General features: G+C 67.8%; 18 protein-coding genes. 8 read left to right on the top strand and 10 right to left on the bottom strand.

The window, feature by feature from the left end:
• Both AC3WL7_RS17830 and AC3WL7_RS17825 read left to right on the top strand, forming a co-directional pair.
• Positions 1 to 97: IS3 family transposase (locus AC3WL7_RS17830; protein WP_492752140.1), on the top strand; the 97-nt coding region annotated here is incomplete at its 5' end.
• A gap of 223 nt (positions 98 to 320) precedes the next feature.
• Entirely contained in the window at positions 321 to 1928 is a 1608-nt protein-coding gene (locus tag AC3WL7_RS17825; protein WP_492752137.1) for a SulP family inorganic anion transporter, read from the top strand.
• Positions 1929 to 1952: 24 nt separating this feature from the next.
• On the opposite strand, the gene AC3WL7_RS17820 is transcribed toward AC3WL7_RS17825, so the two are convergent.
• Entirely contained in the window at positions 1953 to 2663 is a 711-nt protein-coding gene (locus tag AC3WL7_RS17820; RefSeq protein WP_492752135.1) for a glutathione S-transferase, read from the bottom strand.
• 94 nt (positions 2664 to 2757) lie between these two features.
• A complete protein-coding gene (locus AC3WL7_RS17815) occupies positions 2758 to 3336 on the bottom strand; it encodes a hypothetical protein (RefSeq protein WP_492752133.1) in 579 nt (192 codons plus the stop codon).
• Positions 3337 to 3489: 153 nt separating this feature from the next.
• Between AC3WL7_RS17815 and AC3WL7_RS17810 the strand changes: the two genes are divergently transcribed.
• Together AC3WL7_RS17810 and AC3WL7_RS17805 are read left to right on the top strand one after the other, a co-directional pair.
• Positions 3490 to 4314 carry a DUF3014 domain-containing protein gene (locus tag AC3WL7_RS17810; RefSeq protein WP_313418928.1) on the top strand — a complete coding sequence of 275 codons (825 nt, stop codon included), beginning with the start codon at positions 3490 to 3492 and terminating at the stop codon, positions 4312 to 4314.
• A gap of 76 nt (positions 4315 to 4390) precedes the next feature.
• Positions 4391 to 5734 carry an aspartyl protease family protein gene (locus tag AC3WL7_RS17805; RefSeq protein ID WP_492752129.1) on the top strand — a complete coding sequence of 448 codons (1344 nt, stop codon included), beginning with the start codon at positions 4391 to 4393 and terminating at the stop codon, positions 5732 to 5734.
• 6 nt (positions 5735 to 5740) lie between these two features.
• Here the strand turns inward: AC3WL7_RS17805 and AC3WL7_RS17800 are convergent, their stop codons facing one another.
• The 4 genes from AC3WL7_RS17800 to AC3WL7_RS17785 are packed head-to-tail and all read right to left on the bottom strand — an operon-like array spanning position 5741 to position 11219.
• Entirely contained in the window at positions 5741 to 6868 is a 1128-nt protein-coding gene (locus tag AC3WL7_RS17800) for a cytochrome-c peroxidase (RefSeq protein WP_492752126.1), read from the bottom strand.
• Between the two features lie 37 nt (positions 6869 to 6905).
• The gene (locus AC3WL7_RS17795) at positions 6906 to 9671 is read right to left on the bottom strand and encodes a secretin and TonB N-terminal domain-containing protein (protein ID WP_492752124.1); all 2766 of its coding nucleotides are present in this window, start codon (positions 9669 to 9671) and stop codon (positions 6906 to 6908) included.
• A gap of 58 nt (positions 9672 to 9729) precedes the next feature.
• Entirely contained in the window at positions 9730 to 10671 is a 942-nt protein-coding gene (locus tag AC3WL7_RS17790; RefSeq protein WP_492752122.1) for a FecR domain-containing protein, read from the bottom strand.
• A gap of 32 nt (positions 10672 to 10703) precedes the next feature.
• Positions 10704 to 11219 carry a sigma-70 family RNA polymerase sigma factor gene (locus AC3WL7_RS17785; RefSeq protein ID WP_313418935.1) on the bottom strand — a complete coding sequence of 172 codons (516 nt, stop codon included), beginning with the start codon at positions 11217 to 11219 and terminating at the stop codon, positions 10704 to 10706.
• Positions 11220 to 11449: 230 nt separating this feature from the next.
• On the opposite strand from AC3WL7_RS17785, the gene clpB reads away from it, so the two are divergent.
• From clpB to AC3WL7_RS17770, 3 genes are all read left to right on the top strand, one after another.
• Positions 11450 to 14035, top strand: coding sequence for an ATP-dependent chaperone ClpB (gene clpB, locus AC3WL7_RS17780; RefSeq protein ID WP_492752118.1), 2586 nt, complete (start codon positions 11450 to 11452; stop codon positions 14033 to 14035).
• A 154-nt stretch (positions 14036 to 14189) separates the two neighbouring features.
• The gene (locus tag AC3WL7_RS17775) at positions 14190 to 15476 is read left to right on the top strand and encodes an O-acetylhomoserine aminocarboxypropyltransferase/cysteine synthase family protein (RefSeq protein ID WP_492752115.1); all 1287 of its coding nucleotides are present in this window, start codon (positions 14190 to 14192) and stop codon (positions 15474 to 15476) included.
• Between the two features lie 88 nt (positions 15477 to 15564).
• Positions 15565 to 16452, top strand: a complete 888-nt coding sequence (locus tag AC3WL7_RS17770) for an AraC family transcriptional regulator (RefSeq protein ID WP_492752113.1) — start codon at positions 15565 to 15567, stop codon at positions 16450 to 16452.
• Between the two features lie 213 nt (positions 16453 to 16665).
• Here AC3WL7_RS17770 and AC3WL7_RS17765 read toward each other — a convergent pair whose 3' ends face one another.
• From AC3WL7_RS17765 to AC3WL7_RS17755, 3 genes are all read right to left on the bottom strand, one after another.
• On the bottom strand, positions 16666 to 17022 hold the full coding sequence (locus AC3WL7_RS17765; RefSeq protein WP_492752110.1) for a hypothetical protein: 357 nt from the start codon (positions 17020 to 17022) through the stop codon (positions 16666 to 16668).
• Positions 17023 to 17224: 202 nt separating this feature from the next.
• On the bottom strand, positions 17225 to 18922 hold the full coding sequence (ybaL, locus tag AC3WL7_RS17760; protein ID WP_079222912.1) for a YbaL family putative K(+) efflux transporter: 1698 nt from the start codon (positions 18920 to 18922) through the stop codon (positions 17225 to 17227).
• Between the two features lie 218 nt (positions 18923 to 19140).
• Positions 19141 to 21528, bottom strand: coding sequence for a TonB-dependent receptor plug domain-containing protein (locus AC3WL7_RS17755; RefSeq protein WP_492752108.1), 2388 nt, complete (start codon positions 21526 to 21528; stop codon positions 19141 to 19143).
• 336 nt (positions 21529 to 21864) lie between these two features.
• On the opposite strand from AC3WL7_RS17755, the gene abc-f reads away from it, so the two are divergent.
• Complete coding sequence (gene abc-f, locus AC3WL7_RS17750) at positions 21865 to 23730, top strand: ribosomal protection-like ABC-F family protein (RefSeq protein WP_079222910.1); 1866 nt, start codon at positions 21865 to 21867, stop codon at positions 23728 to 23730.
• 106 nt (positions 23731 to 23836) lie between these two features.
• Here abc-f and ampR read toward each other — a convergent pair whose 3' ends face one another.
• On the bottom strand, positions 23837 to 24703 hold the full coding sequence (gene ampR / locus AC3WL7_RS17745; protein ID WP_079222909.1) for a LysR family transcriptional regulator AmpR: 867 nt from the start codon (positions 24701 to 24703) through the stop codon (positions 23837 to 23839).
• Between the last annotated feature and the right edge of the window lie 89 nt (positions 24704 to 24792).

The raw sequence follows: 24792 nt of genomic DNA, 5'->3' as shown, positions 1-24792 counted from the left end.
GGAGTACATCCGGTACTACAACGAAGACCGTATCCGGCTGAAATTAAAGGGCTTGAGCCCGGTAAAGTACCGGGAGCGGGTCGCGCTGGCCGCCTAGCCCCCCCCCACCTGTCCAACTTCAGGGGGTCACTTCAGGGACGGGTTTACGGCGTGTCCTGCGCAGCCCACCCCGCACGGACCAATCCGGGAAACCCTTTTCGGCGGCCAACCCAGCCACGAGGGGCTCCGCCGTTGGCTGGAACCCATCATTCCATGACGGAATTGGCGCCCAGGCCCCGCTGGGCCTACCATCGGCGGTCCCCACCCCCACCGCCCCTTCCATGTCCGCTCCCGCTCCCGCCGCACCGCGCCGCTGGTTCGTCGCTGGCGACTTCAATGGCTTCTTCGGCCTGGTCGTCGACAACCTCTCCATCCTTGGCTTCATCGCCATGGCCCTCATCGGCATGTTCCAGTTCCCCGCCGATGTGGTGTTTGGCCGCATGTTCCCCGGCACGGCCTTCGGCGTGCTGGTCGGCAACCTGCTCTACACCCTGATGGCGCGCCGCCTGGCCGCACGCACTGGCCGCGATGATGTCACTGCCATGCCGCTGGGCCTGGATGCGCCGACCAGCATCGGCATGGCCCTGCTGGTGCTTGGCCCGGCCTTTGCTGCCTTCAAGCAGCAGGGCATGGACCCGCACGCCGCAGCAATCGCCACCTGGCAGCTGGGCATGGCCGCGCTGGTCATCATGGGCGTGCTGAAGCTGATCCTGTCCTTCTTCGGTGAAGCGGTGACCCGCGCGCTGCCGCGTGCGGCGCTGCTGGGCTCCATCGCCGGCATCGCCCTGGTGCTGATGGGCCTGCTGCCGCTGCTGGAAACCCTGCGCTCGCCGCTGGTCGGCTTCACCACGCTGGGACTGCTGCTGTACGTGCTGATCGCCAAGGGCAAGCTGCCGGTGCGTGGCCCGGGCGTGCTGCTGGCCTTCGTGTTCGGCACCGTCCTCTATTACGGCCTCGGCCTGGCCGGGCTGGGCGTGCCGGGCTTCCAGGTGCCGGCCTGGGTGCCGCCGCAGGTGGTGCTGCCGCTGCCCACGCTGGGCTTCATCGATGGCCTGCCGACGGCGATGACCTACCTGCCGCTGCTGCTGCCGTTCGGCCTGCTGATGGTCGTGGGTGGCATCAACGTGTCCGAGAGCGCGCGCGCGGCCGGCGATGACTACCGCACCCGCGACATCCTGCTGGTGGAAGCGGTGGCCACGCTGGTGGCCGGTGTCTGCGGCGGCGTTGCCCAGACCACGCCGTACATCGGCCAGCCGGCCTACAAGCACATGGGCGCACGCAGCGGTTACACGCTGCTGACCGGCCTGTTCGTCGGCATCGGCGGCATGCTGGGCATCATTTCCGGCCTGGTGCAGTGGCTGCCGCTGGCGGTGCTGGCGCCGATCATCGTGTACGTGTCCATCGACATCACCACCCAGGCGTTCCAGGCCACCCCGCGCCAGCACGCCGGTGCGATGGTGCTCGGCTTCCTGCCCTCGGCGGCGTACCTGCTGGCGATCAAGGCGCCGGGCTGGATTCCCGCCGACCAGATGGGCGCGCTGCTGACCCACGTCGATGGCCACGGCCTGCCGGAACTGGCGGTGATCTTAGCGCTGGGCAATGGCTTCATCATCACCTCGATGCTGTGGATCGCCACCGTATCGGCGATGGTCGATGGCCGCCTGCGCCGCGCCTGCGGTTTCCTGCTGGTGGCGGCCGGCCTGACCCTGTTCGGCCTGATCCATTCGGTCGACCCGCGCGGTGGCATCTACCTGCCGTGGGATCTGCAGGGCCTGGCGCGCATCATCAGCTGGCAGTTTGCCGGGGCCTACGTGGCGCTGGCCGTGCTGCTGGGGCTGCTGTCGCTGCAGAAGCAGCCGGTGAAGCCGTTGGCTGACGCCGGGCATTGAAGGGGCGCCGGGCCGTGCCCGGCGTCAGGTCTCGCGATCCAGCTCGGGGTAATGGCGGAAGATGCCGTTGGTGTTGAACGCCAGCCGCCGCTCCGAGTCCAGGTACGCGGCGATGTTCGGCCGTTTCGCCACCCGCTCCTGTAGTGCCCGCAACAGGGGCAGGGTGGGCGCCAGGGCCTGCATCCGCTTCGGGAACATGTAGTCCAGGCCGCTCAGCAGCTGGAACAGCGAGAGGTCCACGTAGGAGTGCTCGCGCAGCGGGTGGCGACCGCCGTTGGCCTCGATCACCTGTTCGAAGTAGCCGAGGAACTTCGGCAGGCGCTCGCCGCGCATCGTTGCCGCGCGCGCCTTGGCCTCGGCCTTCTGCTCCTCGTAGTACTGCGAGGCGGCAATCGGATGATGGGTGTCGTGCACTTCGGCCACCAGATCGGCGATGGTCAACTGCAGCTGCAGCGCCTGCATCCGCCGCGATGCCGCCTGCGGTACCAGGTCCAGCGTGGGGCCGAGGAAGTCCAGGATCGCCGCAACCTGTGCGATCACCTGCCGCCCGGCCTTCAGGAATGGCGGTGCGAACGGCTGCCCGCCCTCGGCCTGGCCCTGCAGGAACGGCTCCATGACCGCATCACCATGGACGCGTGCCATGTCCACGTACCCGGCGCCGGCATCTTCCAGTGCCAGCCGCACGAACTCGCCACGGCCCTGGATGCCGGTCCAGTAATACAGCGCGTAGTGCATGGCCTGTTCCCTCGCAACGAACCCGCCCCCAGAGTCGCTGCATGGACGCAAAGCAGGCGTGAGCGCCGGGCGTGGGCGACGTCAGTATCTGGCTTCAGGCCCGCGGTGGCGCGATGGGCAGGGCAAAGTCGAAATCGTCATCTGCCCATATCGCAGGCAGTGCGGTCACGGCCCGCAGCTGCAGCCCATAGCCCTGTGGAGGGTGCGGCTGCGGCGGGCCGGTGTACCCATGGATGGCGACGTCGTAACAACCTGGAACCACGTCCAGATAGTCACTGTTTGGCAGGCGCTCCTGCAGGCGCTGGCGGTAGTGCAGGAAGAAGTCCGCATCCCACGCCATCAACGCGTGCAGGTCGGCGGCGATCAACATGCCGCTGTCCACCCGCAGCGGGGCGCCGGGATGGCTGAAGCAGCGCGTGGCGCCGTCGGAAGGAGCGCTGGTGTCGGCGAATGCGGGCTCAATGAAAACCGCGTAGTCGTCTTCTTCGATGGGGTACATCGGGAACACCGCGCCGGCCCGCGTGGCCGCATCACCGACCGCCGGGTCATCAACGAACCTGCTGAAAGGTGCTTCGCCCGGTGCAAGGTGCTGCCGCAGGAATGCATCCAGCACCTGCGGATCAAACAGCACGATGCCGGGCTGGAACAGGCGTAGTGCCGCGGTGTGTTTCATTGGAACTCCAGAGTGGGCGAAGCGGGCATTCATGCGGCCTGCGCGAAGATGCAGTGCAAACGCGCCAGTACACGGTCGAGTGCGGCGGGGAACCCTGCAAACGCGGGCCGGTCTGACGTAGTCCAAGCAGTTTGCAGAGCGAGGTTGCGCATCATGCAGAAGAGTGGAAAAGCAGTGTGGCCCTGGGTGTTGGGCGTGGTGGTGGTTGGCGGTGCGGGCGCGTGGTTGTTCCGCGACCAGTGGCAGGGTCTGGCCGATCGCGTGGAGGTACCTGCCCAGACGGCACCGCCTTCGACTGCGGCACCCCCTGCGGCACCGGCCACGGAGGCCGCACCCTCGGCACCGGCCATCCAGCATCCGCTGGACACCGACGTTGCTGCCGATCCGGCGCTGCCAAAGATGGAAGACAGCGATACTGCTGCATGGACCGCGCTGAGCGGCCTGTTCCAGGGGGAAGGCGGGCTGGCGCTGCTGCTGCGGGATCACCTGATCCAGCGCCTGGTCACCCACGTGGACAACCTGGACAAGACCAGCGTGCCACCGTCTGCGCTGGCCACGCGGCCGCTGCCCGGCGGCCTGCAGGTGGAGGCCGGCGAGAACGGCGAGCAGATTGCCGCAGGCAACGCGGCGCGCTATGCGCCCTACGTGCAGGCATTCACCGCGCTCGATCCTGCGGCAGCGGGCACGGCGTACAAACGCTTCTATCCGCTGATCCAGCAGGCCTACGTCGACCTCGGGCGGCCGCAGGGCTACTTCAACGACCGCCTGGTGGCGGTGATCGATCATCTGCTGGAAACCCCGGAGCCGGCGCGGCCGGTGGCGGTGGTGCGTGATGAGCGGGGCCGCTATCGCTTTGCCGATCCCGATCTGCAGTCGCGCTCGGTGGGGCAGAAGGCGCTGCTGCGCATGGATGCCACGCAGGAGCGTGCGGTGAAACAGCAGCTGCGCGCGATCCGCAGTTCAATCACACGCGGCTGAAGGCTGCAGCGGCAGATGTCATCACCACCGTGATACGGTCGGCGTCGGGTAGACAGGAGTAACCTCGATGCATGCAATGTGGTTGGGAGTGAGTGCGTTGTTCGCCACGGCGGTGGCTTCGGCTGCCACCGTGGACACAGCGGACGCCGAACTGAGCGATCCCTATCGCTACACCCGCAGCGTGCGCCTTGCCGAGCTGGGCAGGCTGCAGGCGCTGGGCAAGACCCAGGGGGCAAAGGGACTGCTGGGCCAGGCAGGCTTCTACCGGGTGCGCGGGGAGCTGGAACGCTCCAGCAAAGCCGCCCAGAAATGCCTGCAGGCCGTGGCCACTGAACCGGCCGACAGCGTGAAGGGAGTCGAGTACCTGTGCTCGGCCACCCTGGCCGGCAATCTGCTGCTGCAGGGCGATATCGCCGGATGGGCAACGCAGATGCTGCAGGTCCGCACGCTGCTGGAGCGTGATATCCGGCCGTTGTTGAAACGCCAGGTGGGCGACATCCATCTTGCCGGCATCAGTGAGCCGCATTTCGAGCGCTTCACCGCCTGGCCGCGCAATGCGCTGGCAGTGCCGGCACCTGCCAGCGATGTCAGCGTTCCCCTGCAGATGAACAATGAACTGCCGACGCTCGCCCTGAAGGTCCGTACCGCCACAGGGGAACGCGAGGTGCGCGTGCATCTGGACAGCGGCGCGGCGCATTCGCGCATCGGGCGCACGTTGGCGGCCGAACTCGGGCTGGCGCTGACCGAGGGTTTCATGGTGGCCGATGGCAAGCCCGGGCAGTTGTATGCGCTGGCGGCGCCGGCCGATCTCGAGATCGGCGGTCTGTCGGTACGCGGCGTGTCCTTCGCAGTGCTGGGCCAGGACGACCTGCCACGCATCGGCCTGGACGTGCTGCGCGCGCTGGGCCGGGTGCGCATCAACAAGGATGCGCTGGTGATCCAGGCCACTGCCACCCCGGTGCCGTGCACGCGGCGGATGGCCACGCTGTCGACGCTGTGGGGGGATGCATATGACGTCCGTTATCCGATCCGCGCCGGCAAGCAGAACGTGCTGGTCAAGGTGGATACCGGCTTCAATGGCGCCTTCCAGGCCCGTGGGACGCTGCCGGCAGCGCCTCCCGCGTCTGCGATCCGGCGCAAGAACGTGATCACCACTGCGGGCAGCGAAGACATCCAGTACGTAGAGGCGACCACGCCGGTGATGATCGGCGAGGAAGTACTGAACCTGCCGGTGGACATCGGCCTGGCACCGGGGCCTGACCCCCTGTTCAACCCGGACTGGCGGGTGGGTTTCGCCGCGACCCAGCGCTACAGCCTGTACATGGACGTTGCCGGCACCTATGGCTGCCCGGTTGCCATTGCTGCCGCGCCGCCGCTGCTGCCACCGAAGCCGGCTGCCGCGCCACCCGCCGGCGGCTGATCGCAGCTACAGGGTCTGCAGGAACGCCTCGATGTCCTGCAGGTCCTGGCGGCTGAGCCCGCGCGGCCGCAGCAGTGGATCTGGCGCAGGGAAGGGCGCCGCATCGGCCGCAGGCGAGGCCGGTGCGCGCGGGCGCGCGCCGCCGACGTTGTAGAACGCCAGTACGCCCGACAGGCGCGGGATCAGACCGTTGTGCATGTACGGCGCGGTGCTGGCCACGCCACGCAACGAGGGCGTGCGGAAGCGGCCGCTGTCGGCGGGATCGCCAGTGACTTCGTAGCGGCCCAGGTCCTGGCGTGTGCGGCCGTGGAAGTGCAGGCCCAGGTTGTGGAAGCCGTTGTCGGTGAGCGCGGCCCCGCTGTGGCAGTTCATGCAGCCGGCCTGCGTGCGGAACAGGTGCAGGCCGCGCAGCTGGGCATCCCCCAGTGCATCTGCATTGCCACGCAGGAAGCGATCAAAGCGGCTGTTGCGTGGCGACAGGCTGCGCTCGAAGGCCGCGATGGCCTGGCCGAGCTGGGCGGCATCGATGCGCGGTTGCGCGAACACCTCGTTGAACGCACGGCGATAGGACGCGTCGCGGCGCAGGCGGCGCACGGCGCCCTGCGCGCTGAACCCCATTTCCATGGGATCGGAGATGGGGTGCAGGGCCTGGTCTTCCAGCGTCGCGGCGCGCCCATCCCAGAACAGCGGTGATGCGTGTGCGCTGATGGCAACGCTGGGTGCGTTGCGGCGGCCGGCTTGGCGGTCGTGGCCGAATGATATGCGGCGGCCATCGGCCCAGCCCAGATCGGGATCGTGGCAGCTGGCACAGGCCAGTTGCCGTGATTTCGACAGGACCGGGTCGAAGAACAACCGGCGCCCCAGCGCGACCTTGGCCGGGGTGGATGGATTGCCTGCAGGATCGACCGGTGCCGGCAGCGGCGCGAGTTCCTGCCAGGCAACACCGGGGTCGACCTCCGGCGCGGGCCAGCGCGTGCTGGGGCTGCTGTAGAGCGCGCGCAGGCAGGCACCGTCCGGGCGTGCGGGAAGCACCTCGGGGCAGGGCGTGTCGCGCGCAGGCGCAGGCCCGCCCGCGCTGCCCAGCAACAGGGCAGCGACGGGCAGGGCCAGGCGCAGTGGGTGCAGGCGCTTCATCGACAATGGCCCGGCAGATGCCTGCCGGGCCGCCGGCTCAGAACGAATAGCCCATTTCCAGCCAGAAGCTGCGCCCGGATTCGAAGTACATGGTGCCGGCGGCAGCACCGCTGGCCGTGGTCAGGTTGCTGCGGTTGAGCACGTTCTGCACTTCCACCCGCACATAGGCTTCCTGCCCGCGCGGCAGGGCCCGGCGGTATTCCAGGTTGGCATCCCAGGTCCAGCTGCCGGAGAAGCGGCGCGTGGTCAGGTTGCGTACGCTTTCGCCGTCGATGACTTCCAGCGCGCCCTCGGTGGTGCCTTCGAAGCCTGCGCGGTAGCGGAAGAAGTTGTTCCAGCTCAGGCCCCAGGCTGGAATGTCGGTGCGGGTGCTCAGGCGTGCGCTCCAGGGCCGCAGGTACTGGGTGGCGGGCAGTTCATGGCGGTACATCAGCTTGCCATCCAGGCGCACGCGCTCGAACAGGTCAGGGCTGTCTTCGTAGCTGTTGTAGTTGCGGTTCACATCGGTGTGGTCGGCCGAAAGCTGGAAGCTGTTGCGGGTGCCGGCAAATTCCCACGAGCGCTGCGGGCTGACCGACAGCGTCCATGTCTGCGAATCGCTGCGGCCTTCATTGGTGTATTCGAAGGTATTGAGGTTGTAGAGGTCGCGGTCCGGGCTGTCGACCTTGCGGCGCAGGATGTCCTTGCGGCTGCTGCGGTCCACGTACTTCAGGTGGAACTGCAGGCCGAATGCCTGCTGGTCCACGCCCAGGGTCCATTCGTCGGTGTAGGGCGAATCGACATCGCTCAGGCGGTTGGTGGCCACGTTCCTGGTGCTCTTCGCATCTTCCCAGCGGGTGCTTGCGCTGGTGCGGTCCAGCGTGTCGCGCAGGCGCTCGCGGCCATCGCGCAGCAGGTAGCTGTAGAAGCTGCGCCCGTAGTAGCGGTTCACGCCGGCGTTGATGACCGTACGCTGGTCACCCAGCACATCCCACGACGCGGCCAGGCGCGGTGACACGTTGGTCTGCTTCCACAGGTTGTTGCGGTCCAGGCGCAGGCCGGGACGGAGGTTCCAGTTGCCGATGCGGATGTCGTCCTGCAGCCAGGCTTCGTACTCTTCGCCGCTCACCTCGAACTGGCCGGCATGGAACAGGAACATGCGCTTGAAGTACTGGCCGGTGCCGCCGCTTCTGGTCGGCGACAGTGAGCAGCTGAAATCATCCACGCTGCCGTCGGACAGCGTGCAGCTGCGAGTGGTGGCGGTGCTCAGCAGTACCCGGTGGTCGTTCAGGCGCTGGTAGTCGCCATCGCGGTGCTGCACGCCGGCACCGAACTGCAGGGTGTGTTCACTGCTGCCCAGCTGCAGCGGTTCGCGGTCGGCCACGAAACGGTAGCCGATACGGCGGTCGTGCTGGTCGATGTTGCCCCAGCTGCCCTCGGTGCTGATGCCGGACACGCCCCAGTCGAAGTCATCGGAGATCAGCCAGTTGCGCATGTAGTCCAGGTCGCCGCGGCGGCTGGTTTCCACCTCGCTGTAGTTCAGGGTGTTGCGCAGGGTCCAGGCCGTGCCGGTCCAGTTCGCGCGCAGGCTGGCAGTGGGCCCGCCGGACTTGATGCTGAAGTACGAATCGCGCGAGTTGGAGATGAAGTAGACATCGTCGGCGGGCGCGTAGGACAGGTTGGCACCGAGCTGCAGGCCTTCGCCATTGCTCCAGTCCAGGGCCACCGTGGCGCTGGTGTTCTCACGCGTCTGGGTGCGGGTGTTGACGTCCGCGCCGGTGGTTTCACGGCCGCCGGCGTAGGCGCGCAGGGGGATCTCCGAGCGCGTGCGGGTGAAGGTGCCGATGATGCCCAGGCCGCCGCGCGTGCGTCCTTCCAGCCGCGCGCCGACGCGGTACTTGTCGTACTGCGGCTGGTACTTGTACGTATCGGATTCCTCGAAGTTCTCCTGCTGCGCGTCGTTGGCGATGATGCTGTCCCAGGCCGAGCGGGCCATGCGGAACCAGACCTTGCCATGCAGGCCGTCGGTTGCAGAACGGCTGCGCGCGTCCACGACGCCGCCCAGGAAGTGGCCGAACGAGGCCGGCACGTTGGCGTCGTAGACGGTCAGCGATTCCAGCAGGTCCACATCCACGGCGATGCCCTGCGCGCCGCCGGGCACATCGAAGTTGTGTGCGGGGTTGCCGTTGTCGGGCGTATCGGCCGGATCGAGATCGTTGTTGATCGTGGCGCCATCGAGCAGGAACAGGTTCTGGTAGTACGGCGCGCCATTGATGCTGAAATCATCGGGGCGGATTTCGCCCATGTTGCGGCTGCTGCGGTTGGTATCGCTGAACTGCACCGCCGGGTTGCTGCGCAGAGCCGTGGCGATGTCCCCGTTGCCTTTCACCTGCGCATCCAGGGCATCGGCATCCAGGGTGACGCCCTGGCCGAAGGGCAGCGCCTGCGGCAGCGCCACCTTGCCATCGGACGCCCCCACGCGCAGCGGCTGCGTCTGCCGCGTGGTCTTCGCGCCCTGCAGGGTGTAGCTGCCATCGGCCCGGCGCACTGCACGCAGGCCCGTGCCCTGCAGCAGCGTGCTGAAGCCTTCGTCCACGCCCGCTGCCTCATCGACTGGCGGCGCGGTGCGGCCCTGGGTCAGCGCCGGATCGAAGGAGAGTGCGACGCCATGCTGGGCGGCAAAGGCGCTCAGCGCACTGCCCAGCGATGCCGTGGCCGGTGCATTGGCGGGCTGCCCGGCGGGCGCGGTCTGGGCGAAGGCGGGTGTGGCAGCCAGGGCGATGGCCAGCAGGCTGTAGCGGAAACGGGGTGGGATCACAGGCATGGAGAGAGCCGGCAGAAGAAGGATTCACTTCCTCTGCCACGCAGGATCGAAAAAAGTGTCATTGCGGCGCGGCGGCCGCGCGCACGCGCACTGTCAGGCCCTGATCGATGCGCAGCGGATAGGTGGCGGCCAGCATCGACAGGCTGCGCGGCAGGTCGTCCAGCGGGAATGCGCCGGACACCGGCAAGGCCGCCACAGTGTCATCCACCCGCAGCCAGCGCCGGTGGTAGCGGCCCAGTTCATGCAGCAGCGCCTGCAGCGGCAGGCTGTCGGCCACCAGCATGCCGTGCAGCCACGCGTCGCTGCCGGGCGCAGCGGCCTGCGGTGCGGCCAAGCCGGCGTCCCCCCAGCGCAGTTGCTGGCCGGCTGCAACGCGCTGCGTGGCACCGGCGGCGGTGGTCACCTGCACCGCGCCTTGCTGCACCACCAGCAGGGTGGCATCGTCGAACAGGCGCACGTTGAAGCGGGTGCCCAGCGCCTGCAGCATTCCCTGCGGGGTGGCCACCCGCAGAGGCCGTGCGGGGCGGTGTGGATCGGGCGCGGTGTCGATATGGATCTCGCCGCGCCGCAGCCGCAGCAGACGCTGCTGGCCATCGAAGGCGATATCGACGGCGCTGGCCGTGGCCAGGTGCAGCACGCTGCCGTCGTCCAGCACGCGGCGCAGGCGTTCGCCCACGGCGGTGCGCACGCTGGCGTCCCAGGCCGCATCGTCGTACAGGCGCCAGGCCAGCCAGCCGCCCAGCGGCGCCACCAGCAGCGCGGCAACGCTGCGCAGCACGGCGCGTCGGCCGGGCGATGCAGGGCGCTGCAGCGCGCCATGGGCGAGGGCGGGTGGCACCTGGCCACTCAGCGCCAGCAGCCGCTCCGCACGCTGCCAGGCGCATGCGTGCTCGGGATCGGCATCGTGCCAGCGCTGCCACTGCGCACGCTGCATGGCATTGCCGTCCTCGTGCAGGCGCATCAGCCAGTCGGCCGCCTGTTCCAGCACACGGGGCGACAACGCCCGTTCGCCTGCAGCCTCCACGCCCATCGTCAGCAGGCGTGCGCCAGGCAGCCCATCAGGGCGCGCTTCATGTGCCGCTTCACCGTGGACAGCGACAGCCCCAGCTGCTCGCTGATGGCCTCGTAGCGCAGTCCATCGAACTGCGCGAGCAGGAACACCCTGCGCGCCATCGGCGGCAGGCCGTCCAGCATCGCGTCGATCTGCTGCAGCGCCTCGCGCACCAGCGCCTGTTCTTCCAGCGACGGCAGCACCGGTTCCGGAAACTGCGCCAGGTACTCCAGGTAGGCGCGTTCCAGCGCCTGGCGGCGGAACCAGTTGGCCGCCAGCCCGCGCGCGACGGTGGTGAGGAACGCCCGCGGCTCGCGCAGCGCGGCCAGATCGCGGCCCTGCAGCAGCCGCGCGAAGGTGTCCTGGGTGAGGTCGTCGGCCACATCGCGATTGCCCACGCGGCCGCTCAGCCAGCCCTGCAGCCACCGGTGGTGGTCGCGGTACAGCGTGCCCAGTTGCTCGTGGTGTGCGTGCATGCGGAAGGCGCGGTCGCGCATGGATCGAAATGAGAATGATTCGCAAGTATGGCATTGGCGAGCCCGCCATGCCAGCCCTGGCGCGCGCCTTGCGCTGGATCAACGCGCTGCCTACGCGCCCGGGCGCATGCTTGCCACAGGCTGACCAACCCGATGGTGCAGTCGCAGCCACCCTTGAAACCGGGTGGGGCAACCGCATCTTCCCTGCATCGCCGGCGCGGGCCGGCACTGATGACCGATGAGGATTCGCAATGCGGATGGACAAGCTCACCTCGCGTTTCCAGCAGGCGCTGGCCGACGCGCAGTCGCTGGCCGTGGGCCGCGACAACAGCATCATCGAACCGGCACACCTGTTCAGCGCGCTGCTGGACCAGCAGGGCGGCAGCACGCGTCCGTTGCTGGCCCAGGCCGGCGTCAACGTACCGGTGCTGCGCGAGCGCCTGGCCGAGGCGCTGGATGCGCTGCCGAAGGTGTCCGGCCAGGCCGGCAACGTTTCGATGGGCAATGACCTCGGGCGCCTGCTCAACCACACCGACAAGCTGGCCCAGCAGAACGGCGATGCCTTCATCGCCAGCGAGTGGTTCGTGCTGGCCGCGCTGGAAGACAGCGGCACGCTGGGCATGGCGCTGCGCGCCGCCGGCGCCGACAAGGCGCGCCTGCAGGCCGCCATCGACAAGCTGCGTGGCGGCGAGAACGTGCAGTCGGAAAACGCCGAAGAACAGCGGCAGGCGCTGGAGAAGTACACCATCGACCTGACCGCGCGCGCCGAGAGTGGCAAGCTCGACCCGGTCATTGGCCGCGATGAGGAAATCCGTCGCACCATCCAGGTCCTGCAGCGCCGCACCAAGAACAACCCGGTGCTGATCGGCGAACCCGGCGTGGGCAAGACCGCGATCGTGGAAGGCCTGGCCCAGCGCATCATCAACGACGAAGTGCCCGAGGGCCTGCGTGGCAAGCGCGTGCTGTCGCTGGACATGGGCGCGCTGATCGCCGGTGCCAAGTTCCGCGGCGAATTCGAGGAGCGCCTGAAGGGCGTGCTCAACGACCTGGCCAAGAGCGAAGGGCAGATCATCCTCTTCATCGACGAGCTGCACACCATGGTGGGTGCGGGCAAGGCTGATGGCGCGATGGATGCGGGCAACATGCTCAAGCCGGCGCTGGCCCGTGGCGAGCTGCACTGCGTGGGTGCCACCACGCTGGACGAGTACCGCAAGTACATCGAAAAGGATGCCGCGCTGGAGCGCCGCTTCCAGAAGGTCTTCGTGGGTGAGCCGTCGGTGGAGGACACCATCGCCATCCTGCGTGGCCTGAAGGAAAAGTACGCGGTGCACCACGGGGTCGAGATCACCGATCCGGCCATCGTTGCCGCCGCCACGCTGTCCAACCGCTACATCACCGACCGCCAGCTGCCGGACAAGGCCATCGACCTGATGGACGAGGCCGCTTCGCGCCTGCGCATGGAGATCGACTCCAAGCCGGAGGAGCTGGATCGCCTGGAACGCCGGGTGATCCAGCTGAAGATCCAGCGCGAGATGCTGAAGAAGGAGAAGGACGACGCCTCGCGGCAGCGCCTGGCCGATCTTGAGAATGACATCGACGGCCTGGAGCGCGAGTTCTCCGACCTCAATGAAATCTGGAAGTCGGAGAAGGCTGCGCTGCAGGGCGCCACGAAGATCAAGGAAAAGGTGGAGCAGGCCAAGCTGGACCTGGAAGCCGCACAGCGCCGCCAGGATTTCGCCCGCATGAGCGAGATCCAGTACGGCCTGCTGCCGCAGCTGGAAAAGCAGTTGGCTGCTGCGCAGGAACTGGATGCCAACGACTTCAAGCTGGTGCAGGACAAGGTCACTGACGAGGAGATCGCCGAGGTCGTGTCGCGCTGGACCGGCATCCCGGTCAACAAGATGCTCGAGGGCGAGCGCGACAAGCTGCTGCGCATGGAAGAGGTGCTGCACAACCGCGTGGTCGGCCAGGAAGAAGCGATCAGGGTCGTCTCCGATGCCGTGCGTCGTTCGCGCGCCGGCCTGTCCGATCCGAATCGTCCGGGTGGCTCGTTCCTGTTCCTCGGCCCGACCGGCGTGGGCAAGACCGAGCTGTGCAAGTCGCTGGCCGAGTTCCTGTTCGACAGTGCCGACGCGATGATCCGCATCGACATGAGCGAGTTCATGGAGAAGCACAGCGTGGCCCGCCTGATCGGTGCGCCCCCGGGCTACGTGGGCTACGAGGAAGGCGGCTACCTGACCGAAGCCGTGCGCCGTCGCCCGTACTCGCTGATCCTGCTGGACGAGGTGGAGAAGGCGCATCCGGATGTGTTCAACATCCTGCTGCAGGTGCTGGATGATGGCCGCCTGACCGATGGCCAGGGCCGCACCGTGGACTTCCGCAACACCGTCATCGTGATGACCTCCAACCTGGGCTCGCACCAGATCCAGGACATGGGCAGCGATGACAGCCCGGAGGCCTACACGCAGATGAAGGCCGCGGTGATGGGCGTGGTGCAGGCGCACTTCCGCCCGGAGTTCATCAACCGCCTGGACGACATCGTGGTGTTCCACCCGCTGGACAAGCAGCAGATCAAGCAGATCGCCCGCATCCAGATGCGTGGCCTGGAGCGGCGCCTGGCCGAGCGTGGCTTGAAGCTGGTGGTGTCCGATGCAGCGTTCGACCTGCTCGGCAATGTGGGCTTCGATCCGGTGTATGGCGCGCGCCCGCTGAAGCGCGCGATCCAGGCACAGCTGGAAAACCCGTTGGCGCAGAAGATCCTCTCGGGGGCCTTCGTCAACGGCGACACCATCGAGGTCGGCAACGATGGCGGCCACCTGGTGTTCGCCAAGGCCTGATGCGGGTGTAATGCAGAACGGGGCGCCGCGCGGTCATCGCGCGGCGCCTTTTTTGTGCGTTGATAACGGCAGGTAAGGGCGATATGCCGAGCTGATCTGACCCGTGCGCAACGGCTGCCCTATGGTGGCCGTTTCCCGGATGGAGTCAGGTGCGATGAGTGACCCGCAGTGGCAACTGGAAACCCTGGCCGTGCATGGCGGCTACCGTCCCGACCCGACCACGCGCGCGGTGGCGGTGCCGATCTACCAGACCGTGGCGTACGCCTTCGATGACACCCAGCACGGCGCGGACCTGTTCGACCTGAAGGTGCAGGGCAACATCTACACCCGCATCATGAACCCCACCACCGACGTGCTGGAACAGCGCCTGGCGGCGCTGGAAGGCGGCATCGGTGCACTGGCGCTGGCCTCGGGGCAGGCGGCCATCACCTATGCCATCCAGACCATCGCCGAGGCCGGCGACAACATCGTGGCGGCCAGCGCGCTGTATGGCGGCAGCCTCAACCTGCTGGCGCACACCCTGCCGCAGTACGGCATCCAGGCCCGATTCGCCGACCCGGCGGACCCGGCCGCCTTCGCTGCGCTCATCGACGAACGCACCAAAGCCGTATTCGTCGAATCCATCGGCAACCCGCGCGGGAATGTGACCGACATCGCCGCGATCGCCGAGGTCGCCCACGCCGCTGGCGTGCCGCTGATCGTCGACAACACCGTGGCCACGCCGTTCCTGCTGCGCCCGTTCGAGCACGGCGCCGACATCGTGGTGCACTCGCTGACCAAGTATCTCGGCGGCCACGGCACCAGCCTGGGCGGGGCGATCATCGACTCGGGCCGCTTCGACTGGGCCGCACAGCGCGCACGCTTCGCCCGCCTGAATGAACCCGACCCCAGCTATCACGGCGTGGTCTATACCGAAGCGCTCGGGCCGGCGGCGTACATCGGCCGCGCACGGGTGGTACCGCTGCGCAACACCGGCGCCGCGCTGTCGCCGTTCAACGCCTTCCTGATCCTGCAGGGCATTGAAACCCTGGCCCTGCGCATGGAGCGCATCAACGCCAACGCGCTGGCGGTGGCGCAGTACCTGCAGGCGCACGCGAAGGTGGCCTGGGTGCGCTATGCCGGCCTGGCCGACGACCCCGAACATGCCGCCGCGCAGCGCTACCTGGGCGGGCACGGCTCCGGCGTGCTGACCTTCGGCCTGCCCGGTGGGCGCGATGCGGGCGCGCGCTTCCTGGATGCACTGAAGTTGTTCACCCGGCTGGTGAACCTGGGCGACGCGAAATCCCTGGCCACGCACCCGGCCTCGACCACGCACCGCCAGCTCGACGCCGCCGAACTGGCCCGTGCCGGTGTCAGCGAGGACACCGTGCGCCTGTCGATCGGCATCGAACACATCGAAGACCTGCGCGCAGATCTGGAACAGGCCCTGGCGGCGGCCTGAGGCGAACTGCCCGATCGCGCAGGATCGGTTACGCGGGGGGCGGCCGGATCAGGCAGGATCGCAACCATGTCCTCGACAGGAAATGGTCATGAACCGACTTGCGGCCCTGCGCCGGACGCATGGCATCGAACGGGTGATCGAGCAGCTGCAGACCTGCCTGCGTGAGCGGCAGGCGTTGCCCGACGTGGTGGCGTTGGCGGCGATTGCACATCAATCACCGTTCCACTTCCAGCGCCTGTACCGCGCGCTGACTGGCGAGAGCCCGGGGCAGACGCTGGATCGGCTGCGCCTGCTGCAGGCCCTGCAAGCCCTGCAGCACCCCGGTGCAAGTGTTACGGACGCAGCTTTGGCCGCGGGCTACGAAAGCGCGCAGGCATTGGCCCGGCGTTGCCGGCAACGTCTGCAGGCAACGCCGAGCCGGCTGCGCGCAGACCCGACGCTGCGTGAGCGTTGGCAGCAGGCTCTGGCGCAGCCTGCTGGCGACGCCGCCATGCCGGCGGCCGCTCCCCTGAAAGTGCAGGTGAAGGCGCTGCAGCCGTTCGAAGTGGTACTACTGCGCGCGCAGGGGGCATTTGCAGACCTGGATGCCAGCTTCGGTCAGTTGTTCGATTGGGCCCAGCAGCAGGGGATGGCAGACGAACTGCTGCACCTGGTGGGCATCGCGATCGATGATCATCGCGACGTGCCTGCGCGTGAGCACCGCTTCGACTGCGGCATGGGGTTTGCGGTGCCGCTGCCAGCCATCCCATCGCATTTCCAGCAGCAGACCCTGGGCTTGGGGCGATACGCCGTGGTGCACCATGTCGGGCCCTATGAGCACCTGCAGGCCGTCGGCGATGCACTCCTCCGCGACTGGTGGGCGGACAGCGATCACCACTTGGGGGATGGCCCGCTGTACTTCCATTTCCTGGATGATCCCGAGCAGGTGCGGCCTGAACGCCTGCGCGCTGATGTCTGCCTGCCATTGTCGGACTGATAGCCACCGGCTTGGTCGTCATCGCCAGCGGCGATCACCACGCCGCGCAGAATGGGGTACGGTGGAACTGCCTCTCCAAGGCGTGGCAGAACTGGTAATCCCCAGCAGTACAGATCCCCGACGGGTGCGGGCCCGCCGGGGATTTTTTTAAAGGTAGATCCACGCCATGCGTGGATGGATGGCCATCGAAGAGCATCCACGCATGGCGTGGACCTACCGTGTCGACCAAGGTCGACACCTACCAGAGCGGGACCAGATCGATCCCGTTGCGCACAGTAACGGGATCCGCCCCCGTGCCGACCAACGGTCGGCACCCACCAACAGCAGCATCCCCAGCAGCAGCATTCCCAGCAGCAGTTCCAACAGCAGCAGTTCCAGCAGCAGCATTCCCAGCAGCAGCATTCCCAGCAGCAGCATTCCCAGCAGCAGCATTCCCAACAGCAGCAGTTCCAACAGCAGCAGTTCCAGCAGCAGTTCCAGCAGCAGTTCTAGCAGCAGTTCCAGCAGCATTCCCAACAGCAGTTCCAACAGCAGCAGTTCCAACAGCAGCAGTTCCAACAGCAGTTCCAACAGCAGCGGGAACCTGTCGAAGGCGGGGTGGGTCCGGTGGCAGGGGTGTGAGCGGCATGGATGCCGCGACCAAGCCCCCATGGACGGGTTTACGGCGTCCCCTGCCACCGGACCCACCCCGCCATCCCTCGGGATGCAGGCTTTTGACGTTGACGTTGATTCAGCAGGTGCAGGGCGGCAAGCCCTGCCGCCCGCACACCCCTCACACCACCGGAATGCTGTGCTGCCCCAGGTTCCGGTACGGCGGCGTCGACATGATCATCTCCGCCAGCGAATACGCCAGCTCGCGCTCGGCCATCACCGTGCCATCGGCACCGTGTTCCAGCAGATGCTTCACTTCCGCATCGCTGTGCGCCCGCGCCAGCAGGGTCAGGTCCGGGTTGATCGCCCGCAGCTTGGCCAGCGCCTCACCCGCTTCCAGCGGCTGCGGAATGGCCAGCACCGCGATCTTCGCGCGCTCCGGGTGGGCCTCGGCCAATACCCGGTCGGCAGCAGCGCTGCCGCGGATCGCCGCCAGGCCCCTGGCGTGCGCCTGCTCGACGTGTTCCTTGTTGTCATCGATCACCAGCACCGGCACGCCACGGTCGCGCAGCACCTGGGCCAGCTCGCTGCCAACGCGGCCATAACCGATCACGATGGCGTGGTCATGCAGGTCGCGCGACGGGCCGGTGGCCTCTTCGGGCTCGGCCGCCTGCGGCGACTGCTCCTGCTTGGCCTGCCAGCGGTCCAGCAGGCCGAACACCAGCGGGTTCAGCATGATCGATACCAGCGCACCGGCCAGCACCAGCGACTGGCCTTCCTTGGGCAGGATCTGCAGCGCCACGCCGAGGCCGGCGATGATGAAGGCGAACTCGCCGATCTGCGCCAGGCTGGCCGAAATGGTCAGCGCGGTGCTGGTGGGGTGGCCGAAGGCGCGCACGATGAAGAACGCCGCCGCCGACTTGCCGAACATGATGATGGCCACCGTCGCCAGCACCTGCCACGGGTGCTGCACGATGATGTTGGGGTCGAACAGCATGCCCACCGACACGAAGAACAGCACCGCGAACGCATCGCGCAGCGGCAGCGAGTCATGCGCCGCCTTGTGGCTCAGTTCGGATTCGTTGAGCAGCATGCCGGCGAAGAACGCGCCCAGCGCGAACGACACGCCGAACAGCATGGCCGAGCCGAACGCCACGCCCAGCGCGATGGCCAGCACCGACAGGGTGAACAGCTCGCGCGAACCGGTGCCGGCGATGCGTTCCAGGATCCACGGGATGACCCGGCGGCCGACCACCAGCATCACCGCCACGAACAGGCCCAGCTGCACGAAGGTCCAGCCGATGTCGGCCAGCACGCTGCCGATGCTGTGGGTTTCCTTGGAGGCGTCGGGGCCGAACACGCCGGCCAGCACCGGCATCATCACCAGTGCCAGGACGCAGGCCAGGTCCTCGACGATCAGCCAGCCCACGGCGATCTTGCCGCGCAGGGTTTCCAGCAGGCGGCGCTCTTCCATCGCCCGCAGCAGCACCACGGTACTGGCCGTCGCCAGGGAGAAACCGAAGATGACCCCGTGCAGGGCCGGCCAGCCCATCAGCCAGGCCACGCCCCAGCCGAGCAGGGTGGCCACGGCGATCTGGCCGATGGCGCCGGGGATGGCGATGGCCTTCACCGCCATCAGGTCCTTCAGCGAGAAATGCAGGCCGACGCCGAACATCAGCAGCATCACGCCCAGTTCGGCCAGCTGGTTGGCCAGCGCCTGGTCGGCGACGAAGCCGGGGGTGAACGGGCCGACGCAGATGCCAGCCACCAGGTACCCGACCAGAGGAGACAAGCGCAGCTTGTTGGCCAGCGCGCCGAAGATGAAGGCGAGCCCCAGGCCAACGGCCACGATGTTGATCAGGTCGGTGTCATGGTGCATCGGCACTCGCAGAAGTCGGGGGGATGTCCCGATTTTCACCGATGGGGCCAGATACGGCAAACCCGCCGGCCACGTGCCGCAGCCGGCGGGTTTGCCCACGCATTTCACCTCTACCCCCGCCTTCGGCGCGCCCCTTCAACAAGAAGGGGCTCTCCTCCAGATGCGGCAAGGGTCTGCCGGCCAGCGGCCGGCACCACCAGCGAGGTGCCCGTTACCGCTTACCAGTTGTACTTGATGCGGCCGTAGACGTACGCGCCATTGAAGCCGAACGGCGAGTAGTTGCTGTAGGGCAGCATGCCGAACGTCGAGTTCTGCAGGTCTTCGGTGCGGTCCGGGTACTCGTCCAGCAGGTTGTCGGCGCCCAGGGTGAGGGTCCAGTTGCTGCTCGGCTTGTAGCTCACCGATGCGTCCAGCACCCACTTGTCGCCGTAGGTCTGGTCGCGCAGGGCGGTGGCCGAGTTGCGCACGGTGAACTCACCGTAGCGGGTGGCCGCCAGGCCCAGCTCCCAGTGGTCCGAACGCCAGGTGCCGCTCAGCACGGTCTTGTCGCGCGGGTAGCTGTCCTCGATGCGGCCGATCTCATCACGGCCGATCAGCGACTGGGTCAGGCCCAGGGTGCTGAACACGGCCGGGGTGCCGCCCACGCGCTGCACCTTGGTGTCGTTGTAGCTGTATGCCGCGGTCAGTTCCAGGCTGCTGGCCGCGAACGGCACGGTGTAGCTGGAGACGAAATCAACACCGCGGGTGCGGGTGTCCAGGCCATTGGTGAAGTACGAGAACGCGGTCACCTGCGGCAGCCCCAGGCTGGTCAGCAGCGCGCTGCTGGCGGCGTTGGTGGTGATGCTGGACGACAGCGCGATGCGGTCATCGATGTCGATCTGGTAGGCATCGACCGTGATGTACAGGCGGTCCACCGGCTGCAGCACCAGGCCCAGGCTGTAGGAGGTGGAGGTTTCAGCCTTCAGCGGCGAAGCCCCCAGCGCCTGTGCGGCCGCGCTGGTGGTGGGGAAGGTGCCGCGTTCGACGAACACGCCGTTGGTGAACTGGCTGGTCACCGCCTGGTAGCCCTGCTGGGCCAGCGACGGGGCGCGGAAACCGCTGGAGGCGGTGGCACGCAGCGCGACCTTGTCGGTGAATGCATAGCGCGCCGACAGCTTGCCGGAGAAGCGGTCACCGAAGTCCGAGTAATCCTCGTAGCGGCCGGTGATGCCGGCGGAGAACTTCTCGGTCAGGTCGGCTTCCAGGCCGGCATAGACCGCGTAGTTGTGGCGGTCGGCATGCACTTCATTGGTGGGGGTGAAGCCGGCGAAGCCCTGCGCACCGGTGCCGGTGTAGGAATTCAGTTCGCCCGGGTTCTGGTCCCACTTTTCCTTGCGGTATTCACCACCGAAGGACAGGGTGACCGGGTAGGCCAGGCCCCAGTCCAGCGACTTGGTCACGTCGGCGTTGAAGATGTCCTGCTGGTACTTCAGCGTGCCGTCGTAGAACGAGCGCGGGCTGGTGGCGCCCAGGCTGTAATTGATGCTGTTGCGGGTGTTGAAGTCCAGGGTGTTCTCGCCGTGGTTCAGGCTGAGGTCCCAGGTCCAGCCGCTCTCGGTGTTGCCCTTGACGCCGGCCACCAGCGAGCGGTCCTTGGAATACTGGTTGATCTCCGGCACGTAGCCGTCCGGGTAGATCTGCGACAGCAGCGCGGTCTGGCTGCTGTGGTTGGGCGAGCGGTAGAACGCGAACGAGGTGATGTCGCGGTTGCTGAGCAGCGCGCTGGCGTAGCCGGTCACGTGGTCGCTGAAGTCGAAGCTGCCGTTGAGCGAGGCCGCGGTGGCATCCACGCGCGGGTCGCCGACGATGAAGGTGGTTTCACCGATGGCCGGGAAATTGCCGGTGTTCGGCGTGGTGCCACGGTACGGGCCGGCGCGGTTGCTTTCATCCTGCTGGCTGATCTGCCCGGCCACGTGCACGCGGCCACGGCCGTTGGCGAACTCCACGCCGGTGTCGCCGGAGAGCTGGTACTTGTTGCCGTCGCCAGCCGAATACTGGCCATAGTCCACGGCCAGGCTGCCGCCGCTGCCGCTGCCCTTGAGCACGATGTTGATGACGCCGGCGATGGCGTCCGAGCCGTACTGCGCCGAGGCGCCGTCGCGCAGCACTTCCACGCGTTCGATGGCGGCGATCGGGATCGCGTTGATGTCCACCGCCGAGGCGCCGCGGCCGATGCTGCCGTTGACGTTGATCATCGCCGAGGTGTGCTGGCGCTTGCCGTTCACCAGCACCAGCACCTGGTCCGGCGACAGGCCGCGCAGCTGCGCGGGGCGCACGCCGCTGGTGCCGTCGGTCAGGGCCGGGCGCGGGAAGTTCAGCGAGGGCAGGGCGCGCGACAGCGCGGTGGCCAGTTCGCCGGTACCGGTGGACTGCAGGATTTCCGGGGTGATGATGTCGATCGGCGACTGCGACTCGGCGACCGTACGGTCGGCCACGCGGGTACCGGTGACGATCACCGTATCGAGGGTGTTGGCGGCGCTGCCGGCCTGCTGGGCAGCAGCGGCGAACGAAGAGCCACCGAGTGCGACAGCGACGGCGGCGGCGATCAGGCTGGTCTTGCGGGTCATCGGGGTGGGGCTCCGGTTGGCGGGAACTGGCACCGGAATCGACATCACGGGGGTGAGGCGGACGACGGTTGTTGCGGTGCGCAATACAGCAATTAACGGGAATTTAAACAGCTGTCAAATGCGCGTCATGTGAAAAAACGTTGCAAAAGCAAGCATTTAGCGCTGGCGGGCATTGGCGGGGCAGGGGCCCGGGAGGCGCGCGGACTCGACGAGGGAGAGAAGTGGAGCGACCGCGTCGCTTCCCGGGGCGCGTCAAGTATTCGTTAACGCTAGAATTGCGTCGCAGGAACAGTGCTTACCAGCACATTCCATTCGGTTATATGGACGCCTTCCCCCATGATTTCGCTTCGTAATTTCGCCTTGCGCCGCGGCGAGCGGCTGCTGTTGTCCAATGTCGACCTGACCCTGCATGCCGGTTACCGGGTGGGTGTGGTCGGCCGCAATGGTGCTGGCAAGTCCAGCCTGTTCGCGGCGGTGAAGGGCGAGCTGGAGGCGGACAAGGGCGACGTCGACCTGCCCGGCAAGGTGCGCATCGCCAGCGTCGCCCAGGAAACCCCGTCGCTGCCCGACCCCGCGCTGAGCTTCGTGCTGGGCGGCGATATCGAAGTGGCCGCGGTGCTGGCCGCTGAAGCCGACGCCACCGCCCGCGAGGACTGGGAAGCCGTGGCCGAGGCGCATACGCGCATGGCCGAGCTGAACGCCTATGACGCCGAAGCGCGCGCCGGCAAGCTGCTGCATGGCCTGGGTTTCCCGGCCGAGACCCACCACCGCGCGGTGTCCTCGTTCTCCGGCGGCTGGCGCGTGCGCCTGAACCTGGCCCGCGCGCTGATGATGCCCAGCGACCTGCTGCTGCTGGACGAACCGACCAACCACCTCGACCTGGATGCGGTGTACTGGCTGGAACAGTGGCTGCTGAAGTACCCGGGCACCCTGCTGCTGATCTCGCATGACCGCGAGTTCCTCGACAACGTGGCCACCCACACCCTGCACCTGCACGGTGGCGGCGCCAAGCTCTACCCGGGTGGTTACACCGATTTCGAGCGCCAGCGCGCCGAACAGCTGCGCCAGCAGCAGATCGCGCACGAGAAGGAACAGGCCGAGCGCGCCCACCTGCAGAGCTTCATCGACCGCTTCAAGGCGCAGGCCAGCAAGGCCGCGCAGGCGCAGAGCCGCATGAAGCGCCTGGCCAAGCTGGCCGGTACCGAAGCGGTGCGTGCCGAGCGCGAATTCCGCATCGAATTCGCACCGCCGGCCAAGCTGCCGTTCTCGCTGATCCGCCTGAACCATGTCGAGGCGGGGTACGGCAAGGACGCGGTGATCCTGCACAACGTCGGCTTCGGCCTGGAAGCGGGCCAGCGCATCGGCCTGCTCGGCCCCAACGGCGCCGGCAAGACCACCCTGGTGAAGACCCTGGTGGGCGAGCTGATGCCGATCGACGGCGAGCGCTCGGCGCACCCGGACCTGAAGATCGGCTACTTCGCCCAGCACACGGTGGAATCGCTGCACGAAGGGCAGTCGCCGATGGAGCATTTCCGCGAGATCGCCCCGGATGCGCCGAACCAGTCGTTCCGCGATTTCCTGGGCAAGTGGAATTTCCCCGGTGACCGCGCGTTCGAACCGGTCGATGGCTTCTCCGGTGGCGAGCGCGCCCGCCTGGCGCTGGCGCTGATTGCCTGGCAGCAGCCGAACGTGCTGCTGCTCGACGAACCGACCAACCACCTTGACCTGGAAATGCGCGAAGCGCTGGCCGAAGCGCTGGCCGATTTCGATGGCGCGATCGTGATGGTCTCGCATGACCGCCACCTCATCGGCCTGGTCTGCGACACCTTCTGGCGCGTGGCCGATGGCGTGGTCGAGCCGTTCGACGGCGACCTCGACGCCTACGCCGCCTGGCTGCGTACCCGCCCGCAGGCGCAGGGCACCAAGGCCCGCATGGAGCAGGTGGAGGAGCCGGTGGTGGTCAAGACCGCCCCGGTGGCGCAGGTGGTGCAGAAGAAGCCGGCCAACCCGCACAAGCTGGCCTCGGCCGAAGCCAAGGTGTCCGAGCTGGAAAACAGCCTGGCCGAGCTGGACCGCCAGCTGGCCGACCCGGCCAACTACGCCGATGCCACCCGCATGGCCGTGCTTGGCCGCGACCGCGAAACCACCGCTGCCCAGCTGGAAAAGGCCGAAGCCGCGTGGATGGAGCTGCTGGAAGGGTAATGGGTAGTGCCGGCCGCTGGCCGGCATTCCGATGCGCCCGGAAGATCAACGGGTTGCCGGCCAGCGGCCGGCACTACCCGGTAGCGCCGGGCCATGCCCGGCGGAGCTACCCGCCCTGCGCCTGCAGCCATTCGCGGAAGCGCCGGGCCGGCTCGCGCTCGGCACGCGAGCGCAGCCGCGTCAGCCAGTAGCGGCCCAGTTCCAGCGTGGTCGCAAACGGCTGCAGCAGGCGGCCTTCGGCCAGCTCCTGCTCGAACATGCGCAGCGGCAGCAGGGCCACGCCGGCGCCACCGGCCGCGGCCATCGCCACGGTCAACGACGAATCAAACACCGGCCCGCGCGCTTCCACGCCACTCACCCCGGCCGTCTGCAGCCAGCGCGGCCATTCATCGCTGCGGTAGGACCGCAGCAGCGGCACTGTGCCCAGGTCGCGCGGCTGCTTCAGGCGCCGCGCCAGCGCCGGCGCGCACAGTGGCGCGAACGGCGCCTCCAGGATCGCCGTGCAGGCCTGGCCCTGCCAGTCGCCATCGCCGAAGCGGATCGCCAGGTCGAGGCCTTCGCCGGCCAGGTCGATGCGGTTGTTGTGGGTCTGCAGGCGCAGCTCGATATCCGGGTGCGCGGCTTCGAACGCGGCCAACCGCGGCAGCAGCCAGCCGGTGGCAAAGGTGCCCACCACGCCCAGCGTCAGTACTTCCCGCGCCGGGCCGCCGGTGTAACGGGCGATGCTGGCCGAGATGCGCTCGAAGGATTCATTGAGCACCGGGAACAGCGCGGCGCCCTCGTCGGTCAGTGCCACCCCACGCGGCAGGCGGTGGAACAGGCGGATGCCCAGCCGGTCCTCCAGGCCACGGATCTGGTGGCTGAGCGCGGCCTGGCTGACGCACAGCTCCAGCGCCGCACGGGTGAAGTTCTGGTGCCGGGCGGCGGCCTCGAAGGCGCGCAGGGCATTCAGCGGCAGGGTCGGGTGCAGCATGGCCAGGTGTGAGGTGGGGTGATGGCTGATCCTAGCGCGACAGGTCGCACCCTCGCCATGGCATGGGTTCATTTGCGACAGGCATGAAT

Source organism: Stenotrophomonas sp. FW305-3-2-15-E-LB1 (assembly GCF_058787375.1).
This window is presented reverse-complemented; position numbering and strand designations above follow the sequence as displayed.

What these genes read in the sequence shown, in the direction of transcription:
- clpB (WP_492752118.1), top strand. Translation starts at nt 11,450, where the DNA reads ATGCGGATGGACAAGCTCACCTCGCGTTTCCAGCAGGCGCTGGCCGAC.
- AC3WL7_RS17800 (WP_492752126.1), bottom strand. Translation starts at nt 6,868, where the DNA reads ATGAAGCGCCTGCACCCACTGCGCCTGGCCCTGCCCGTCGCTGCCCTG.
- AC3WL7_RS17815 (WP_492752133.1), bottom strand. Translation starts at nt 3,336, where the DNA reads ATGAAACACACCGCGGCACTACGCCTGTTCCAGCCCGGCATCGTGCTG.
- ampR (WP_079222909.1), bottom strand. Translation starts at nt 24,703, where the DNA reads ATGCTGCACCCGACCCTGCCGCTGAATGCCCTGCGCGCCTTCGAGGCC.
- AC3WL7_RS17775 (WP_492752115.1), top strand. Translation starts at nt 14,190, where the DNA reads ATGAGTGACCCGCAGTGGCAACTGGAAACCCTGGCCGTGCATGGCGGC.
- AC3WL7_RS17795 (WP_492752124.1), bottom strand. Translation starts at nt 9,671, where the DNA reads ATGCCTGTGATCCCACCCCGTTTCCGCTACAGCCTGCTGGCCATCGCC.
- AC3WL7_RS17770 (WP_492752113.1), top strand. Translation starts at nt 15,565, where the DNA reads ATGAACCGACTTGCGGCCCTGCGCCGGACGCATGGCATCGAACGGGTG.
- AC3WL7_RS17785 (WP_313418935.1), bottom strand. Translation starts at nt 11,219, where the DNA reads ATGCGCGACCGCGCCTTCCGCATGCACGCACACCACGAGCAACTGGGC.
- AC3WL7_RS17820 (WP_492752135.1), bottom strand. Translation starts at nt 2,663, where the DNA reads ATGCACTACGCGCTGTATTACTGGACCGGCATCCAGGGCCGTGGCGAG.
- AC3WL7_RS17755 (WP_492752108.1), bottom strand. Translation starts at nt 21,528, where the DNA reads ATGACCCGCAAGACCAGCCTGATCGCCGCCGCCGTCGCTGTCGCACTC.
- abc-f (WP_079222910.1), top strand. Translation starts at nt 21,865, where the DNA reads ATGATTTCGCTTCGTAATTTCGCCTTGCGCCGCGGCGAGCGGCTGCTG.
- AC3WL7_RS17805 (WP_492752129.1), top strand. Translation starts at nt 4,391, where the DNA reads ATGTGGTTGGGAGTGAGTGCGTTGTTCGCCACGGCGGTGGCTTCGGCT.
- AC3WL7_RS17810 (WP_313418928.1), top strand. Translation starts at nt 3,490, where the DNA reads ATGCAGAAGAGTGGAAAAGCAGTGTGGCCCTGGGTGTTGGGCGTGGTG.
- AC3WL7_RS17825 (WP_492752137.1), top strand. Translation starts at nt 321, where the DNA reads ATGTCCGCTCCCGCTCCCGCCGCACCGCGCCGCTGGTTCGTCGCTGGC.
- ybaL (WP_079222912.1), bottom strand. Translation starts at nt 18,922, where the DNA reads ATGCACCATGACACCGACCTGATCAACATCGTGGCCGTTGGCCTGGGG.